12 protein-coding genes are annotated in these 14,841 nt (G+C 43.1%); 8 read left to right on the top strand and 4 right to left on the bottom strand.

Annotated features, from left to right (window positions below; translation table 11 throughout):
* The coding region (gene mnmD, locus VK179_01395) for a tRNA (5-methylaminomethyl-2-thiouridine)(34)-methyltransferase MnmD (protein ID HLO57373.1) at positions 1-422 on the top strand (422 nt) is incomplete at its 5' end.
* Positions 423-474: 52 nt separating this feature from the next.
* On the opposite strand, the gene rpmH is transcribed toward mnmD, so the two are convergent.
* Positions 475-630 carry a 50S ribosomal protein L34 gene (gene rpmH / locus VK179_01390; protein ID HLO57372.1) on the bottom strand — a complete coding sequence of 52 codons (156 nt, stop codon included), beginning with the start codon at positions 628-630 and terminating at the stop codon, positions 475-477.
* Between the two features lie 199 nt (positions 631-829).
* Between rpmH and VK179_01385 the strand changes: the two genes are divergently transcribed.
* Positions 830-1,621 (top strand): SDR family oxidoreductase, encoded by a 792-nt coding sequence (locus VK179_01385; GenBank protein HLO57371.1) that lies wholly within the window; start codon positions 830-832, stop codon positions 1,619-1,621.
* Positions 1,622-1,661: 40 nt separating this feature from the next.
* Here VK179_01385 and VK179_01380 read toward each other — a convergent pair whose 3' ends face one another.
* Together VK179_01380 and VK179_01375 are read right to left on the bottom strand one after the other, a co-directional pair.
* Positions 1,662-3,647: a M1 family metallopeptidase gene (locus tag VK179_01380; GenBank protein ID HLO57370.1), complete on the bottom strand. Its 1,986-nt coding sequence runs from the start codon at positions 3,645-3,647 to the stop codon at positions 1,662-1,664.
* A 77-nt stretch (positions 3,648-3,724) separates the two neighbouring features.
* The gene (locus VK179_01375) at positions 3,725-4,723 is read right to left on the bottom strand and encodes a hypothetical protein (protein HLO57369.1); all 999 of its coding nucleotides are present in this window, start codon (positions 4,721-4,723) and stop codon (positions 3,725-3,727) included.
* A gap of 152 nt (positions 4,724-4,875) precedes the next feature.
* On the opposite strand from VK179_01375, the gene VK179_01370 reads away from it, so the two are divergent.
* Positions 4,876-5,535, top strand: coding sequence for a porin family protein (locus tag VK179_01370; GenBank protein HLO57368.1), 660 nt, complete (start codon positions 4,876-4,878; stop codon positions 5,533-5,535).
* A gap of 6 nt (positions 5,536-5,541) precedes the next feature.
* Entirely contained in the window at positions 5,542-7,191 is a 1,650-nt protein-coding gene (locus VK179_01365; protein ID HLO57367.1) for an NAD+ synthase, read from the top strand.
* Here the strand turns inward: VK179_01365 and VK179_01360 are convergent.
* Positions 7,156-9,081: an ATP-dependent DNA helicase RecQ gene (locus VK179_01360; protein HLO57366.1), complete on the bottom strand. Its 1,926-nt coding sequence runs from the start codon at positions 9,079-9,081 to the stop codon at positions 7,156-7,158. The genes VK179_01365 and VK179_01360 overlap by 36 nt on opposite strands.
* A gap of 118 nt (positions 9,082-9,199) precedes the next feature.
* On the opposite strand from VK179_01360, the gene guaB reads away from it, so the two are divergent.
* From guaB to VK179_01340, 4 genes are read left to right on the top strand one after another with little or no spacing between them, the layout of a single operon-like run.
* Positions 9,200-10,669 (top strand): IMP dehydrogenase, encoded by a 1,470-nt coding sequence (gene guaB / locus VK179_01355; GenBank protein HLO57365.1) that lies wholly within the window; start codon positions 9,200-9,202, stop codon positions 10,667-10,669.
* A gap of 19 nt (positions 10,670-10,688) precedes the next feature.
* Complete coding sequence (locus VK179_01350) at positions 10,689-12,632, top strand: peptidylprolyl isomerase (protein ID HLO57364.1); 1,944 nt, start codon at positions 10,689-10,691, stop codon at positions 12,630-12,632.
* Between the two features lie 8 nt (positions 12,633-12,640).
* Positions 12,641-13,483 carry a hypothetical protein gene (locus VK179_01345; GenBank protein ID HLO57363.1) on the top strand — a complete coding sequence of 281 codons (843 nt, stop codon included), beginning with the start codon at positions 12,641-12,643 and terminating at the stop codon, positions 13,481-13,483.
* 9 nt (positions 13,484-13,492) lie between these two features.
* Positions 13,493-14,836: a peptidylprolyl isomerase gene (locus tag VK179_01340; protein HLO57362.1), complete on the top strand. Its 1,344-nt coding sequence runs from the start codon at positions 13,493-13,495 to the stop codon at positions 14,834-14,836.
* The last annotated feature ends 5 nt before the right edge of the window (positions 14,837-14,841 follow it).

The following is a 14,841-nucleotide window of genomic DNA, read 5'->3' as shown; positions in this document are numbered from 1 at the left end:
TTCATTATTATGCGATAGAAAAAAATCCCCTTCCTTCAGAGGTGATAAAAACACTTAATTACCCGGTTGAACAGGAGCATAATGCTTTATTTTACAAAATCCATGAATGCGGTTGGGATTCGGATTCTGTTATCCATGACTATTTCACGTTGCATAAAATTCATCGCGATGTAACCGGTTACTTACCTCCCTGGGATATTGACCTTGTGTATTTCGATGCCTTTTCACCGGAAACCCAGCCGGAGATTTGGACGGCAGAAATTTTTAACGCCATTTATCAATCAATGAATCCCGGTGGAATTCTTACTACATATTGCGTCAAAGGATCAGTGAAAAGAACTCTCAGAAATTGCGGTTTTGAAATTGAAAAGCTTCCGGGCCCTCCCGGAAAAAGAGAGATTCTGAGAGCAAGTAAAAAATAAAAAACCCCAAAGACAATGCTTCGGGGTAGTATCGTTAAAGAACAGCCCTGATTTATTTGCTGGCTATTTCGTCAGAAACTGTCAGTCTTTTTCTGCCTTTTGCCCTGCGACTTGACAACACCTTGCGGCCGTTAGCGGTTGACATTCTTTCGCGGAAGCCATGTTTATTGCGTCTTTTCCTGTTTGAGGGCTGATATGTTCTTTTCATTGCCGTGTATTTTTATATTTTCCTTAAAAATCGGATTGCAAAGGTAAGTATTTTATGATTTTATACAAATAAATCTGAAAAAACTATACTTTACTTTTAAAACCCGCCGCCGGCCTGCTTACTGCTAAATATTTGTTAATTAATTATCAACACGTTAGGCATCTGTCGTGCTGAGGTGTTAGTAATTAAAGAATATCTATTGAAGACCGCACTTATAACAGGAGGATCCAGGGGAATCGGATTTGATATTGCCCGTGTAATGGCAAGAGAACATTACAACCTTATTTTGGTTTCCCGGAACCTGTCACGGCTTGAACGGGTAAGGGATGAACTCTCACGAAGTTTCCGGGTAAAAATCAGGATCATAGGTCAGGATTTGTCAGAAAAGGACGCCTCTTTAAAAGTATTTGAACAGGTTATGAATTACGGCATTCAGGTTGACGTTCTGGTAAACAATGCCGGTATAGGTGATTTCGGTATGTTCAGCAGGGAGGATCCTGCCCGGATATCGCGGATGGTTAACCTGAATATACTTGCCCTTACGGAGCTTACCCGGTTATTTCTCCCCGGCATGATTGAAAGAAGGGAAGGTAAAGTTCTGAATGTCTCCTCACTGGCGGCTTTTCTGCCAGGCCCATACATGGCGGTTTACTATGCAAGCAAGGCTTACGTGAAATCGTTTTCCGAAGCCATCAATAGCGAACTTAAAGGAACCGGTGTTATGATCACTGCCGTGTGTCCCGGGTTAACAAAAACAGGATTCCAGCAGGAAGTCGGTTCTGAAAAAAGTAACGCTTCAAGACTGGGTATGATGGCCACATCCGCATCCGTTGCCGAAGCTGCTTACAAAGCACTGATGGAAGGGAAAGAAATAGTCGTTCCCGGAATTATCAATTTATCCATTGCAAAGGCTTCGGGAATCATTCCTACGCGGTTTAAAACACGTGTGATACGCAAAATGCAGGAGTTGAACCGGAAGATAATGCCTTAAATCGTAGAGACGCACGATCGTGCGTCTCTGCAAACGGTTATTAATCGACCGTTTTTACAATCCTCGTATGATAATACGTGTAAGAATTATCGGCACAACCTTCATAGCCGTTCCAGATATTGAAAAAGTTAAACCAGGCAGTTTCAGGGATCCTCATTTCCTGCCATGTGGTGCCGGCTTCAATGCGTAAAGCCTTTTGTGTATCGGTCTGAATTCCGAAAGGCATTGAAAATCCTTTTTCAACTTCTGCCCAGCGATACGTCAGCACAAGATCATGACCGTCCTGTTTAAACCTGTATTCAAGTACCGGAATTTTAGTGTCATACAGGAATTTTTTGAAAAAAGATGTATTGTCCATATGCACATAATTATTGGCATAGGCGATGAAATCATCGGTTGTCACTGTCATGTATTTATGCTGAACACAGAACTCATGAATAAGACCGAAGAACATTGAATCGTTGTTGATGATGCATCTGAGGCAATGAAGCATCATGGCGCCTTTGTTATACACATCGTTACTTGCAAACGCGTCTTCATTCACATCCCTGTGCTGCACCATGGGCCATACATTGAAAATATACCGGCTCTTATCGGTCAGTTCGTAATAATATTCATCTTTTCCAAAACGATTTTCAAGGAACATGTATTCAGCATATGTGGCAAATCCTTCATGAATCCATATATCGGCCATATCCTTTGCTGTAACGGAATTGCCCCACCATTCGTGTGCGGCCTCATGAACAATGATATAATCATACATTTTATTCCTGTAATCATCATTGTTTTTCTTATAACCATGCCCATAGGCAATTGCCGTCTGGTGCTCCATTCCTTCATATGACGATTCCACAAGGCCAAAACCGTCTTCAGGGTAAGGATAAAACCCGAAGGCTTTGTTGTAGAATGCAAGAACATCACGGGCCTGGATGAAATGCATTTTTGCAGTATCCAGGTTATAATTCAGCACGTTATAATCCATCCTCAGAGTGTCCTTTCCTTCAATAAGGGTATCGCTGAAGCTGACGTATTTTCCTACATAAAACGTCGCATTGTAGTTATTGATCGGGTAATGAATAAACCAGGTAAACCGGTTGCGACGGTCACTAACTTTCTCAACCTTCCTGGGATTCCCGTTGGATACAGCCTGGTACCCGGCCGGGATCTCAATGCTGATCTGCATGGAATCGGGTTTATCCGAAAGATGGTCTTTATTCGGCCACCAGCTGCTTGCCCCAAGCTGTTCACAGGCCACTCCCAGCCAAAGGTTACGGTTCTTGTCTTTTTTCCATACAAATCCTCCGTCCCATGGAGGGTTGGGGGCCGACATCGGTTTTCCCCTGTATATAACCTTTATTGAATGGCGTTCACCGGCATTGAGTGTTTGTGGAAATTCGATAAACAGCGCGTTGAACTCCCTGCGCCACTTCAAACTTACATGATTCCATGTTATCGAAGAAATTTTGAAATCATCGAAAAGATCAATCTGAATGGTTTTGGTAGGTTCAACTACTTTAAAATAGATATCATTGGAGGCTTTAATCTTTTTAGTATCCGGAAAGATACTGACATTCAGATCATAAAAGGTAACGTCAAAACAGGTTCTTTCAGGCCGCAGGGCACCCCTCAGTGTATCCGCCCTGGTGTATAGCGGCCTGTATCCGGTTTGAGGATAAACTTTTTCATTTTTATAGAATTCCTTTATCATGATTTTCCTGATAAATTCAGGATCACACTGGTATTCGATGAAATCTTTGCTGATCTTAGTTTCATACTGCTGTGCCAGCTGCAGATCGGCACAGGCGTCTTCCGTATTGCCAAGGTTGATCTTTGCAAGGGCACGGTTGTAATACGCTTCACCCACTGTCGGATTCAACACCAGAACGCTGTCCATGTAAGCGCTAAGGCCATGATAATTCTTCTGCGAAAAGGAATTAATTCCCCTGTTCCACAATGTGTCAATTGTCTGTGAACCAGCATTAAGAATAACAGCCAGAAAAAATAGTATACTAACAGTTTTTTTCATCGCCAATCGTTAAATCGTAAATCGTAAATGGCCAATTGTTAAATCGTAAATCGTAAATCGTAAATCGCAAATCCTTTTCACGGGTTATATCCGCTCTGGTTGAGCATTTTCAGATAATTTCTTTCCTGCATCAACTGCTCAAGGGTAACTTCCGGGTTTCTTTTCATATATGATTCTATTATCCTGTAACCTGTCCATACAGCAGCCCTTGAAGGGGACTCCCTGCCAAAATCAGCAGTAAAAGGGCCTTCCTGTATGAATTTATTTATTGTGAAATGATCGGTATTGAATAACAACTTATGCTCAACCAGGAAAGTCCAGATAGATTTTTCCGATTTTTCAAGATAATCCAGCTGTTTGCCGGTAAAGCCAACAGTGAGTGAATCATGTAAATCAGGCAACATTGCTTTGGTGAAATAAATGAGCCTGCCGTTATATATCATCTGACTGATCAGGTTGTTAACCGAATCATTAAACACAAACTCGGTTTCAGCCCAAAAGTTCATGCAGTCGGGTGCAATTCGGGCGGGGTTCATTTTTGCGGTGATATAACTATAAATACCGGCCTCCCTGTAAAGCTTTTCATTTGAGCCCAGGTACCTGTCAATACCAATGGCCATGAGACTGTCATCGATAATAGCCGACTGGTTAAAGGCAGAAACGAAAGTATAAACTGCAGGCACAGTCTTTTTCGGGAAATAGTATTTATAATGCCTGAAGGCAATATTTAGCTGATCGGCAATAAGCGCTGTGTCAGGGAAAACCTTCAAGGTTCTCGAGAATATTTCGTAATTTATTTTGTCGGTTACGAAAGCGCGCAGCCTTTCAGCAAATCCCGGGTCTTCAGGACTTCCCAGTCTGAGAATGTAACAAAAGTGGGAGAAGAAAGTCCCGTATTCCTTCTGCCACAACGGTATCTTTTGTTCAAGTGCCGAGGGATCAGTAGTAAACAGTTCCTTTTCAAAACGGGTAATTTGGATATGGCTTTCAACACCCGAAATATCAACATTTCGTGAATTATACCTGCACCCCGGAAGAAGCGCTATGAGTAATAACAAACAGCCAGCGAACCGCATGGAAAATGATTTATATAACATCAAAAATACATGCAATTAATTCAATGACAAAATCTTTTTGTTTGCAACAATAGCGAATTGTTCATGAAATTTGTTTTTGGGAAAAGCAGAACTGCTTAAATTTGCCTTGCAGTTAACTAAAATTTAAAACCGTGAAAAAAATCCTGTTGGTATTGCTGATTGTAAATTTGTCGTTTGTCGTTTTCGGCCAGTCGAAGCTGCGCCTTGGTGTTAATCTCGATCCCGTTGCAACCTGGTTATCTCCAAAAACCAACAGGATTGATAAGGATGGTGCACGTCCCGGAATTAATGGCGGGTTAATGGTTGAATACTATTTCCATCCTAATTATGGCCTGGTGACCGGCTTTAACCTGGGCGTTATGGGTGGCAACGTGCTCTACAATGATTCGGTAAGAATCTCAACAGGTGAACGCTCATCAGTTTGGGTCCCGGGAGGTGAAACGGTTGCATACAGCCTTAGCTACTTAAGCATTCCGGTGGGTCTGAAATTGAAAACCAATCAGATTGGTTATGTTACCTATTTTGCTGAACTCGGATTCAACCAGAATATTAACATCGGATCCCGGGCCAGTTCAAGCGGAAACGGGCTTAACAAAGACAACGTTCCGAAAGAAGTTAACCTGCTGAATATGTCGTATTTCTTCGGAGGAGGAATCGAATACAATATCGGGGGAAACACCTCCCTGGTTGCCGGGGTGCTGTTCCACAACGGCTTCGTTGACGTACTTTCAAATAATGACCATAAAGCGGTTATGAATTACCTTAGCTTCAGAGTGGGAGTATTATTCTGATCATCCATGAAAATCGCACTCGCTCAGCTAAACTACACAATCGGGGCATTTGACGAAAATGTCGAAAAAATAATACGGGCTATCAGGCAGGCCCGCCAGGAAAAGGCTGCCCTTGTTGTATTTTCGGAGCTGGCGGTTTGCGGCTATCCTCCTCATGACCTTCTTGAATACAAGCATTTTGTTGATGAATGCTCGGTAAGGATCAACCAGATCGCTGCCGAATGCCATGGAATTGCGGCCATTGTCGGAGGTCCGTCGGTTAATCAGAATCCGCTTGGCAAGAACCTGTTCAACTCCGCTTATTTCATGGCCAACGGTGCGGTGCAACAGGTTATTCATAAAACTCTTCTTCCTACTTATGATATTTTCGACGAATACAGGTATTTTGAACAGAATACCGAATTTAAACTTGTAAATTATAAGGGATGCAATATAGCCATAACCATTTGTGAAGACCTCTGGTACAAACAGCCTATCCTCACAGGTTATGGAAAAGACAGGATGTATTCGGTATGCCCGATGGACAAAATTGCGGCGCTTTGTCCTGATTTTGTTGTCAATATTGCTGCTTCTCCTTTTTCACATATGCAGGAGGAAATCAAAACCGAGATTCTGACTGAAAATGCAGCCAATTACAGGCTGCCTGTTTATTACATTAACCAGGTAGGGGCCCATACCGATCTTATATTTGACGGTGGTTCCATGGTGGTTAACCCGGAAGGTGTTGTAAGCCGTATGAAATTTTTTGAAGAGGATTTTGAAGTATTCGAAACCACTGAGATATTCAATGCTCCTTCCGTGAAAAAGCCGGTGACTGAAAATGTCACAGGCCGAATTCATGATGCCCTTGTAATGGGAATCAGGGACTATTTTCATAAATCGGGGCTTAAGTCAGGGATACTGGGATTGTCGGGTGGAATTGATTCCGCGGTCACGCTTGTCCTTGCAGTGCGCGCGCTTGGCGGTACCAATATGCGGGCGCTTCTGATGCCTTCACAATATTCATCTGACCATTCGGTTTCTGATGCGGTAGCGCTTGCAAAAAACCTGGGCATTCGGTATGATATCCTCGATATCCGCGAGATATTCAGGGAATATACAATTTCACTCGGTAACATTTTCAGGGGACTCCCCGAAGATATAACCGAAGAAAACATCCAGGCACGTGTCCGGGGAAACCTGCTGATGGCCCTGTCCAATAAATTCGGGAACACTGTTCTGAACACATCCAACAAAAGCGAAGCCGCTGTAGGTTATGGCACGCTATACGGTGATATGAACGGCGGACTTTCGGTTCTTGGTGATGTTTACAAAACCGATGTTTACAGTCTCGCCGCTTACATCAACAAGGATAAGGAAATCATACCCAACCATACCATTACAAAACCGCCTTCGGCCGAACTTAGGCCCGATCAGAAGGACTCCGATTCACTTCCTGAATATAACATCCTCGATCCGATTTTATTCAGCTACATCGAAATGAAGAAGTCGGCCGAAGAGATTTCGGCTATGGGCTATGATGCTGAAATTGTGAGAAAAGTGATCAGGATGGTCAACTATAACGAATACAAACGCTACCAGACACCGCCTGTACTGCGGATTTCAACAAAAGCTTTCGGCTCAGGAAGAAAGATGCCGCTGGTTGGCCGGTACTAACAACTGTTCCTCGTTAAACTGAATAAAATCGTTGTCAAGCATCCACTGAAGAACCGTAATGAGTTTATCACGGTTTACAGTGCTGTTTTCGAGAAATTCCTCCAGTCCGGCAGGATTTGCAGCCAGGCTTTCAAGTACCTGGTTTCTTATTGAATCAAATTCTTCACGTACCAGTGTATCCTGGTTTTTATTCCGGCAAACATCACACTCACCGCAGGGAGCGGTATCCTTTTCACCGAAATAGGCAAGAAGCGACTGGCTCCGGCATTTATCGGCCGATAAAGCATACAGGAGCATTGCGCTTGCTCTTTCGGTGTACCGTGTTTTTCTTACCTGGTAGTGTTCTTTTGATATATAAATGGATTTATCATCAAGCCGTTCTTCGAAAAAAATGACCATGGGCGATCTCTTCTGCGGTAGATAACTGATAACGCCTAATGTAACCAGTTTGCTCAGGTACTGTCTTACAAGTCCCTGGTCAACATTGGCTCTCTTTGCAAGCATGGTTTCATCAATTGTCGTGTATTCAGTAAAAACACCCGTATAAGACCGTAGCAGCAGTTTGATAAACGCGTCAAACCTTGTGTTGCTTACCTGGAACTTATAAAGATCATCGCGGTCGAGTATGAATTTGATTCTCGACGGGTTGTTGATTTCTTCAGTAAGCTCAATATATCCTTCCATTTCGAGGATTTTCAGGCTGCTGAATGAAGTGAAAACCGACAGGCGGTAGGTGCGGGCAAAATCATGAATATCGAAATCATACGACATTCCTTTACCTCCGCCGATCGGAATTTGAAGGTAATTGCCGAGTGCTGCATACGTACTTTTTATTGTGGCAATATCCGGAAAGTTAACCTGGATGCGGTGGCTTACGGAAGAGGCGTCGGAAGCAGCTGATAAAAGGATGGCGAAAGATTTTGTGCCGTCACGGCCTGCTCTGCCTGCTTCCTGGAAATACGCTTCAGGCGAATCTGGCAGGTCGGCATGGATGACAAACCGCACATCTGCCTTGTCAATACCCATTCCGAAAGCATTGGTAGCCACAATCACCCTGATTTTACCCACCGTCCAGTCCTGCTGCACCGCTGTGCGTACAGGATGTTCAAGTCCGGCGTTGTAATAAGCGGCTGCAATCCCTTCCTGCTGAAGGATTCGTGCAATTTCAACGCTTTTACGCCTGCTTCTCACATAAATAATTCCGCTTCCCCTGAGCTTTTTCACCATGTCGATAACATCACGGTCCTTGTTTTCAGACTTTTTAACGGCATAAATCAGGTTTTCCCTTCTGAAACTGGTTGTAAGGAGATTTTTTTGCCTGAAAAGGAGCTTTTCCTGTATATCAGCGGCAACTTCGGGAGTTGCAGTAGCTGTAAGTGCAAGGATTGGAACAGAAGGATGATATTGTCGCAATTCGGCTATTCTGAGATAGGATGGCCTGAAATCATAACCCCATTGTGATATGCAGTGTGCTTCGTCAATGGTTATAAGGTTTACCGGCATCTCCTGGAACCGTATCCTGAATAGCTCCGTCGTGAGACGTTCGGGTGATACATATAGGAATTTATAACCTCCGTAAAGACAATTGTTGAGTGCTACATCAATTTCATCGCGCGTACAACCGGAATGAATGGCAACGGCTTTAATCTGCAGTTTTTTCAGGTTCTCCACCTGGTCCTTCATAAGGGCGATCAATGGCGTAACAACAAGGCATATACCCGGAAGCGTCATGGCAGGTACCTGGAAAGTAAGAGATTTGCCACCACCAGTGGGCATAAGACCAAGGGTATCTTTACCCGATAATACCGAAATAATAATTTCTTCCTGGAGAGGCCTGAAACTGCTGTATCCCCAGTGTCTGGAAAGTGTGGATTGGTAATCAGGTATCATAGGCTGAAGCATCCTAAATCTCTAAAAACGATGCACTATGAAAGGAAACCTTTAATATTATTTAATAATCAATATTACTTCTTTTTTTGTAATTTCGCACAATTTATAAATCTCCATCATGAAGAATCTCTCTGATAAGATAATTTCCGAAGCCCTGACATTTGATGACGTCTTACTGGTACCTGCCTATTCAAAGGTATTGCCTCGCGAGGTGGATATAACCACAAATCTGACAAGGAATATTAAGCTTAACACGCCCATTGTTTCGGCAGCCATGGACACTGTCACTGAAGCAATGCTTGCAATTGCAATTGCCCGTGAAGGCGGTATCGGGGTGGTTCACAAAAACATGAGTATTGAAGAACAGGCAAAGCATGTGAAAACCGTTAAACGGGCTGAAAACGGGATGATTTATGACCCTATCACAATCAGACCCACTGCCACAGTGCTCGATGCCCTGAACCTCATGAAGGAATACCGTATTGGCGGTATACCCGTGGTTGATGATCAGCATAAACTTGTAGGCATCGTTACCAACCGTGATCTCAGGTTTGAACATGATATGGGCCGTTTGATCCGTGAGGTAATGACGAGTAAAAACATTATCACAACAAGCCAGGAAACAGATCTTGAAAAAGCAGCCGATATTCTTCAGAATTACAAGATTGAAAAACTTCCTGTTGTTGATGATCATGGGAAGCTCATAGGCCTGATCACCTATAAAGATATTACAAAAGCCAAGGACCGTCCCAATGCATGCAAGGACAGCATGGGCCGGTTACGTGTTGCTGCTGCCGTAGGGACTGCAGCTGACACTTTTGAACGTATGGAAGCTCTTGTGAAATCGGATGTGGATGTTATTGTTATCGATACCGCTCACGGGCATTCCGAAAATGTACTCCAGACGCTCAGAAAGGCTAAAAAGTTATATTCAAACCTGGAAATTATTGTTGGAAATATTGCTACCGCTGAGGCCGCAACTGACCTGCTGAAGGCAGGGGCCGACGGTGTTAAAGTAGGTATCGGACCGGGTTCAATCTGCACCACCCGTGTCATTGCGGGTGTAGGCGTTCCCCAGTTGTCCGCTATTTTCAATGTAGCTACTGCGCTCAAAGGCACAGGTTTGCCCATTATCGCCGACGGAGGCATCCGGTATTCCGGAGATATTGTGAAAGCTATTGCGGCAGGCGCCAGCTCAGTGATGGCAGGGTCATTGTTCGCCGGCGTTGAGGAATCACCAGGTGAAACAATTATCTACAACGGCAGAAAATACAAATCATATCGTGGCATGGGTTCTATCGAAGCCATGCAGCAGGGTTCACGCGACCGGTACTTCCAGGATCAGGAAGACGATATTAAAAAACTTGTTCCTGAAGGTATCGTTGCCCAGGTACCATTTAAAGGCTCACTTTCTGAAGTGGTGTATCAAATGATCGGCGGTCTCAGGGCCGGAATGGGATACTGCGGTGCCGATACTGTTGAAAAACTTATGGATGCCCGTTTTGTAAGAGTAACCAGTTCAGGAATCACTGAAAGCCACCCGCACGATGTTACAATAACCCGTGAAGCTCCAAATTACAGCCGTTAGATTCATAATCCCATTCACAATGAAAAACATATTTTTTCTTTCACTAATCCTCATTCTTTTACCTTTCAGGGCAATTTCACAGGATGAGGTACTTTTAACAATTGATGGTAAACCGGTTTATAAGTCGGAATTCGAAAGAATATATCATAAAAACAGCAATATCGAGGGTTATGAAAATAAAACCCCGGCTGAATACCTTGATATGTTCATTAATTTCAAGCTTAAAGTTCTCGAAGCCAGGAAGCTGGGCTATGATACGCTTCATACCTTTACTGCTGAACTCGCAGGATACCGTGATCAGCTTGCAAGGCCCTATCTTCAGGATAAAACCCAGATAGACAGGCTTGTAAAGGAGGCTTATGACCGCACAGTAAAAGAAGTAAATGCCAGTCACATAATGGTCAAACTACCCGCTAATCCCACTCCTGAGGATACTCTGAAAGCCTATAAAAAGGCTATGGATATCCGCAGACGGGTTGATGCTGGTGAACCGTTTGAAAAGATTGCCATGGTTGAATCAGACGATCCGTCAGCCAAAGTGAACCGCGGCAGTCTCGGCTGGTTCTCTGCCTTTACAATGGTATACCCGTTCGAGAATGCTGCTTATAATACACCGTTGGGAGGATTTTCTATGCCTGTCCGTTCAAAATACGGTTATCATATTATACACGTGAACGCCTTCAGAGACGCCCTTGGTGAGATAAAACTCGCACACATTATGATCCGCACGGCTTCTACTGATGAACAGAATGCAAAAAACGAAGAAAAAATAAAAACCTGTTACCAGGCCCTTAAAAACGGCAGCAGATTTACCGATATGGTTAAGCAATATTCCGAGGATGCCGGAACAGTCAGGAATAACGGCCAGATGCGATGGCTTCGTTCAGGCGAGCTTCCTGCTGATATCGAAAATGAAGTTTTTGAAATAAAAGACAGTGGCGATTTTACAGCCCCTATTAAATCAGAATACGGCTGGCATATTTTCCAGCTTCAGGGCAAAAGACCCATTGCATCCTTTGAAAAGCTCAAACCGCAACTTGAAGAAAAAGTGCTTCTGGATGAACGCGGAAAATTGACGGAAAGCAATTTCGTGGAGAGGCTTAAAAAAGAATACAATTTCAGGTCGTATCCTGAAAATATGGATGCCATTGCCAGCGAAATGGACAGCTCAGTTTATAACGGAACCTGGGATCCCTCGATGACAAACCATCTGATTGAACCGGTTTTTGCTATCGGTAATAAAGAATATTCACAAAAGGACCTGGTTGCCTTCATCCTCAAAACTAAAAGATATAACAGGAAAGAAAGCTACCAGGCTATCGTTAACCGCAAGTGCAATGAGATGGCCGAAAATGAACTGATGAATTACGAAAAAGGCCGTCTTGAAGAAAAATACCCTCAGTTCCGTTACCTGATGGAGGAGTACCATGACGGCATCCTGCTTTTCAATATTATGGATAATAAAGTCTGGGCAAAGGCCGTGAGTGACACTTCCGGGCTCGAGGCTTACTACAAAGCCCATTCATCAGAGTACCAGTGGAAGGAAAGAGCTGATATCTCAATCTATACCGTTAAAAATCCTGCTGAGGTGAAAACAGTTACATCACTTGCTAAAAAAAGAATTAAAAACGGGCAGACAGCGGATGCTTTTATCAGAGCAGCCTGCAAATCTGATACGATTGAATGCGTGATTATAAGTGATGAGAAAATAGAAAAGGACGAAAAGCTTCCTCTCGGCGGATTTACATGGAAAAAAGGCACTGTTAAAACAATTCCTGAAAAGAATGATGTAAAAATCCTTGTCGTCAATGCAATCCTGCCACCTGCGCAAAAATTATTCAGTGAAACGCAGGGCCAGGTAACCGCTGATTACCAGAATTACCTTGATAAACAATGGATCGAATCACTGAGGGCTGAGCATAAAATTTCGGTAAACCGGGACGTCCTAAACACTGTAAAATAAAGCGATCCATGAGAAAGATCCTCTTCACGGGTATGGTTGCCCTGGCATTCTTTTCCTGCAATAAAGGCAAAATAAATAATTCCGAAAAACCTCTTGCCAAAGTATATGATAGATACCTGTATCCGTCAGAATTGAAAGGGGTTATTCCGGTGGGTATTTCAGCCCAGGACAGTATTGCCATGTCAAAGGACTTTATTGAAAAATGGGTGCGGAATCAGATCCTTCTGAATACGGCAGAAATGAACCTTACCGATAAGGAAAAGGATGTAGAGAACCAGATTGATAATTATAAAAGCTCACTGCTTATTTACGCATATGAACAACGCTATTTGCAGCAGAAACTTGATACTGTTGTCAGTGATAGCACCATTCTGGCCTATTACAAGGAAAACCAGCCAAACTTTATATTGGGGGAGACTCTTGTAAAAGGACTATTTATTAAATTATCGGTGAAAGCACCTGAATTATATAAAGTACGGCAATGGTACAGGTCGGAAAAACCGGAAGACCTTAATAATCTTGAAGGTTATTGTTTCAACAATGCCCTTGTTTATAACCATTTCAATGATGGCTGGGTGAATGTGAATGAGATCCTCCGTATGATCCCTTCAGGATCAACGATGGTAAACAGCTTGTTAAGCAGGAAATATCTTGAAACAAGCGACAAAGACCATTTTTATTTTATTTCTCTCAAGGAAATTGCCCCTGAAGGTACTGTAAGCCCGTTTGAACTCGTTAAGAATAATATTTATTCAATTATTCTTAACAAAAGAAAAGTTACACTCATCAATGAACTAGAATCCGGCATATTATCGGATGCCCAGAACCGTGAGAAATTCACCATTTATTAAAATCCAACGATGCGAAAACTAATTGCTGCTATTCTGTTGTTATTTGCATGTGTATGTCCACGGATATACGGACAGGCAAAAATTCTTGATGAGGTCGTGGCTGTGCTGGGAGATAAGAAAATTCTTTATTCAGATATCCAGAAAGGATTAATGCAGTTAAAGGAGAGTGGGGAAAATGTGAGCAATGTGACGTCATGCCAAATACTTGAGCAACTGCTGATCCAGAAACTTCTCCTGAACCAGGCTGAGGTTGACAGTATCGAAGTGACCGATTCACAGATTGAGAGCGAGCTTGATTCCAGGATGAATTACTTCATTAACATGTTCGGTACCCAGGAAAAATTTGAGGCCTACTGGAATAAGTCGATTATCGAAATCAAACAGGACACCCGCGAGGAAGTGCGCCAGGGACTTATGGTACGTGAAATGCGCAGGAAGATTACCGAAGGTATCTCAGTGACTCCGTCAGAAGTAAAAACATACTTTAAAAACCTTCCCCCGGACAGTCTTCCTTATATAAATGCCGAAGTGGAATTCAACCAGATACTTATGTATCCTAAATCGAGCGAACAGGCTGTTATCGATGTAAGGGAAAAATTGCTCAAGATCAGGGAACAAATCATGAACGGTGGGAGCTTTGCCACGATGGCTGTAATTAATTCAGAAGATGGTTCCGCAGTTAAAGGCGGCGATATCGGCTGGGCTGCTAAAACCGATCTTGACCCTGAATATGCAAAGGCCGCTTTTGCCCTTAAAAAAGGCGCTATTTCAAGAATAGTGGAATCCTCTTTCGGCTACCATATTATTCAATGCCTCGATAAAACCGAAGACCGTATCCATACCCGCCATATTCTTATAAAACCGAAAATAAATTTTTCCGATAAACAGGCTACCAGTCAAAAACTCGACAGTATTGTGGCCCTTATTAAGCAGGACTCACTTACTTTTGAGCAGGCTGCCAAAATATACAGCCAGGACGAAGATACACGTATAAACGGTGGACAGGCAGTGAATCCAAGGAGCGGCGGTATCCGCTGGTCACTTGATGAATTTAAACCACAGGAATACAGCATTGTTAATGCACTAAAGGTTGGCGAAATGTCAGCCCCGTATGAATCAATCGATAGCAAAGGAAAGACAGTGTTCAAAGTGATTTATCTTAAAAATCGTACAAACCCTCATGTTGGCAACCTGAAAGACGATTACAACCTGTTTAAATCCCAGGCCTTGCAGATAAAGGAAAATGAAAAAGTAAACGACTGGGTGCTTGACAAAGCCAAAACCACGTACATACGGATTACGGATAATTTCCGCGATTGTCCGTTCAACCTGAAATGCTGGACAAAACCTTAAACCTG

The organism is Bacteroidales bacterium, assembly GCA_035299085.1.
Classification (GTDB): domain Bacteria; phylum Bacteroidota; class Bacteroidia; order Bacteroidales; family UBA10428; genus UBA5072.
The sequence above is the reverse complement of the archived record's forward strand: the minus strand, read 5'-3'. Positions and strand labels throughout refer to the sequence as shown.

Bases quoted from the DNA above. Each gene is read 5' to 3' on its own strand.
- VK179_01350 (HLO57364.1), top strand. From the start codon at position 10,689: ATGAAAAACATATTTTTTCTTTCACTAATCCTCATTCTTTTACCTTTC.
- guaB (HLO57365.1), top strand. From the start codon at position 9,200: ATGAAGAATCTCTCTGATAAGATAATTTCCGAAGCCCTGACATTTGAT.
- VK179_01375 (HLO57369.1), bottom strand. From the start codon at position 4,723: ATGCGGTTCGCTGGCTGTTTGTTATTACTCATAGCGCTTCTTCCGGGG.
- VK179_01340 (HLO57362.1), top strand. From the start codon at position 13,493: ATGCGAAAACTAATTGCTGCTATTCTGTTGTTATTTGCATGTGTATGT.
- VK179_01360 (HLO57366.1), bottom strand. From the start codon at position 9,081: ATGATACCTGATTACCAATCCACACTTTCCAGACACTGGGGATACAGC.
- VK179_01365 (HLO57367.1), top strand. From the start codon at position 5,542: ATGAAAATCGCACTCGCTCAGCTAAACTACACAATCGGGGCATTTGAC.
- VK179_01345 (HLO57363.1), top strand. From the start codon at position 12,641: ATGAGAAAGATCCTCTTCACGGGTATGGTTGCCCTGGCATTCTTTTCC.
- VK179_01380 (HLO57370.1), bottom strand. From the start codon at position 3,647: ATGAAAAAAACTGTTAGTATACTATTTTTTCTGGCTGTTATTCTTAAT.
- rpmH (HLO57372.1), bottom strand. From the start codon at position 630: ATGAAAAGAACATATCAGCCCTCAAACAGGAAAAGACGCAATAAACAT.